The 3,251-nt window shown below is 59.8% G+C and carries 1 protein-coding gene and 5 pseudogenes; all 6 read right to left on the bottom strand.

Annotation, left to right across the window (positions count from 1 at the left end; all coding sequences use genetic code 11):
- Positions 1-269: 269 nt before the first annotated feature.
- Positions 270-1,296, bottom strand: a pseudogene (locus B0G83_RS37870) (IS110 family transposase).
- Positions 1,297-1,566: 270 nt separating this feature from the next.
- A complete protein-coding gene (locus tag B0G83_RS37865) occupies positions 1,567-2,052 on the bottom strand; it encodes a hypothetical protein (RefSeq protein ID WP_105512344.1) in 486 nt (161 codons plus the stop codon).
- Between the two features lie 77 nt (positions 2,053-2,129).
- A pseudogene (locus B0G83_RS39410) lies at positions 2,130-2,428 on the bottom strand (ferredoxin family protein).
- Between the two features lie 16 nt (positions 2,429-2,444).
- Positions 2,445-2,597: pseudogene (locus B0G83_RS39405) on the bottom strand (FAD-dependent oxidoreductase); the annotation flags it as partial.
- A pseudogene (locus B0G83_RS39400) lies at positions 2,598-2,696 on the bottom strand (nitrogen fixation protein FixA); the annotation flags it as partial.
- 14 nt (positions 2,697-2,710) lie between these two features.
- Positions 2,711-3,048 (bottom strand): annotated as a pseudogene (gene nifW, locus B0G83_RS37845) (nitrogenase-stabilizing/protective protein NifW).
- Positions 3,049-3,251: the final 203 nt, after the last annotated feature.

The following is a 3,251-nucleotide window of genomic DNA, read 5'->3' as shown; positions in this document are numbered from 1 at the left end:
ATGCCGCGCTAGTGCATGTGAGAAGGTGAAGGACTGCGGCTCTACAACCGGTCATGTTGGGCCGCTGGCCCGGACCCTGATGAAAGACGCGCGCAGGGGCCTCATTCTCTAGCCGGGAATGGATATCCCCGCCGTGCTAGCCAGGTACGCCCCGCGCGGGTCCAACCCGCTTCACATCACCGCTGGCAGTGCAAAGTGACCGTTTCTATGTGCTCATGATGTCTGCGCCCGTTTCCCGTTGCAGGTTGGCCGACAGCTTCGAATCGGAGTCAGTCTGCTACTGGTTCGAGCCTGAAGTCCTCGCCATATTTCAACGAGGCCCACGCCAATCTCGCGTTCTTTGCGGCAATCGCGATGGCGGCCCGCCAATAGCCCCGGCGCTCGACCAGGGTTCGGACCCACCGGCTGAAGCGATCCTGTTTCTCGCCGAGACTGGCAATAACGGCACGGGCGCCGTTGACCAGCAGGCCGCGCAGATACGCGTCGCCTGCCTTCGTGATGCCGCCCAGCCGCGCCTTGCCTCCACTGCTGTATTGACCCGGCGTGAGTCCGATCCAGGCTGCTACCTGCCGCCCGTTTCTGAAGTCGTGCCCGGCACCGATACTCGCGAGCAACGCGCTTGCCGTAGTTGGGCCAATGCCGCGCAACTGCATTAACCTCTTGCTGCGCGCATCTGCACGCGCGATCTCGGCGATTGCACGGTCGTATTCGAGCAGGCGATCCTCAATATGGCCAGCATGCTCAAGCAGATCGCTGATGCTGCGCTTCGCCCACCCTGGCAACGAGTCCAGATGTTCCGTGATGTACCTGCGCAGCTTCTCCGGGCTCTGTGGCAGCACCACGCCGAATTCCGAGAGCAGGCCTCGCAACCGGTTGTAGGTCGCGGTCCTCTCTTCTACAAAGCCTTGTCGCGTCCGGTGCAGGCAAAGCGTCGCCTGCTGATGTTCATCCTTCAACGGCACGAAACGCATGCTCGGACGCGTCACTGCTTCGCAGATCGCAGCAGCGTCCGCCGCGTCATTCTTGCCGCGCTTGCCGGACATGCGATATGGCGCGACAAGGTTGGGCGCCATGAGTTTGACGGTATGGCCAGCGCTGCTGGAACAGTCGGGCCCAGTGGTGTGCGCCCGAGCACGCTTCCATGCCAATAAGGCACGCTGGCAACTGTGCGATCAACGTAGCCAACTGATCGCGCGGAACTCGCGGCTTGATCAGCATTGCTTTGCCGGCCTCGTCTACGCCGTGAACGGCGAAAACGTTCTTGGCAAGATCGATCCCGATAGTGACAATAGGCATGGACTTCCCCTTTCGCTGGTGTCGATGAACGTTCGCAACTTCATCTTGGCACATTGATGCCGAATCGCGGCTTCCGCCGCAGCCTCGGGACGGGGAAGTCCCTTTCATTCTCTAGGTAGCCCTGCGTGCGCGCCCGCGCGAAGTGTGCGGTGAGCGTCAGCTTTGACTACTGAAGCGATGCTGAAACGATCGCCGTGGACTGCAATGGAGTTCTACCATAGCCATGCCGCGGGCATATTGTCGATCTGTCAGTTGATCTTCCGACGGCGATTATCGGGACCCGGACTGTGCGAGCAAGGCTTCAACGACGTCCAAGCCTATGCAATCGAGCGGGTCCAGCCTGCGCAGCTTGGCGATCAGCTTCAGTGCAACGGCGCGCTCACCGCGCCGCACGCTGATGAACGCGAGCGCCTTCAGTGTGAAGAGCCAGAAGCGGCCCGGACCAGGAATGGTGAAGTCGGTGTCGCCCGGCTGCACCGCACACCAGTCGCTGTCGAGCGACGCTTGCCGGGCGGCGGCCGCCAAAGCCTTGGTCGCGACCTCCTGCGCCTCGCCAAGTTCACCCCGGTTCGCATGGAACTTATACAGCAGATAGTAGGATGGCAGGCAGCGCGGATACGACAGGACCGCAGTCCACAACGCGGCGGCCACATCGTCATTGCTGCCGCCGCGGGTTGTCTCGATCAACTGTAGCACGGGGGAGGGGACGTTGCCGCCAAACAGATCGGTCGATTCGATACCAGTAATGAGATTCAACAATTTACTCCGATATGGTGAGGCGTCCGGCCGCTTTTGCGGCGCGCGGAAGCCGATGTGACGATGGATATGTTTGTCTACCCGAACTTGAACTGGATGCCATGCCCGCCGTGCGGATACACCCATTCGAGGTTGTGATGGTCCGTGCACAGAATGCGGCAACTACCGCATTCCAGGCAGCCGTCGGTAATCTGCGTGACCGAGCCGTTGCTCTCCTTCCGATAATAGGAGACCGGGCACACGAACGTGCAGTTTTTTCGGCACAGTCGTTGGTGCAGACTTCAATGCTTTTGATGTGGACGTGCGGCGCCCCGACGTCCACGCGGTAGCGGTTCTGAAACAGCTTTTCCTCGATATTGACAGTGACCGTTTTCATCAGAAGGCTCTCCGAATTTGTATGCGTCGCTGACCAGCCCGGTCAGCGAGCGATTTTTGCGGAGACTGGCCATGATCTCGTGCTTTCTGGTCTTTTTGTCGACGCCATTTACCGTAATCATGGTGCGGGCCGCTTGAGCGACGAGATCAGGGTATGTTGTAAAGAACTGTATCGCCGAAGCACCCTGGCGCACGATAGTGTTGGTGACAGGGTGAACCCGGACCTGCACGGAATCCGGGAACTGCTTGATGCAGACGACAATATGCATTGAGGTACTCCAGGTCAGGCGCCGCCGCGTGCCGGCAGCGACGCGCGCAGGTCGTCAACTGAGACGAGCCGCCGACCGTCCGCTTCCAAAAAACTTTGAATACCTTTTGCTTCGCGGGCGTGGATACAACGAAGTCGTTGTCGGCCTTCTGCAGTAAGCATCGGTAAACGGCGAGCACGGCCGTCGCGCTGTTACACGGCAGTTCTTTCTGTTGCTCGATACACTGAAAGAAGCGCTTGAGGATGTGCAGGCGGCTCACGTTCACCACTTTCTCGTCGAATGCGATGTCGAAGAATCGCAGGAAATCCTCGGCCGACGACAGGTGACGCAGTTGTTCGATAACTTCTTGCATGTCGTTACTTCTATTGGACAAGTTCGGCCGCCATAACCACACTCACGAGACTTTCACCCGCGTGCTGCGGGTTTGGGTCAGGAAGCGGCGCAAATCGCTTGCATTCGGCGCCTGCTTGTACTGCGTGGCGAAAGAGCGGATGCGCGCAAGCAGGAGCGGGATGAGCCGCTCCGACACCCTCACGCCTAGTGCGTCGTAGGCCT

The sequence above is a fragment of the Paraburkholderia sp. BL21I4N1 genome, from assembly GCF_002973525.1.
GTDB lineage: Bacteria > Pseudomonadota > Gammaproteobacteria > Burkholderiales > Burkholderiaceae > Paraburkholderia.
Note: the sequence above shows the minus strand (reverse complement) of the source record. Positions and strands in the feature narration are given on the sequence as shown.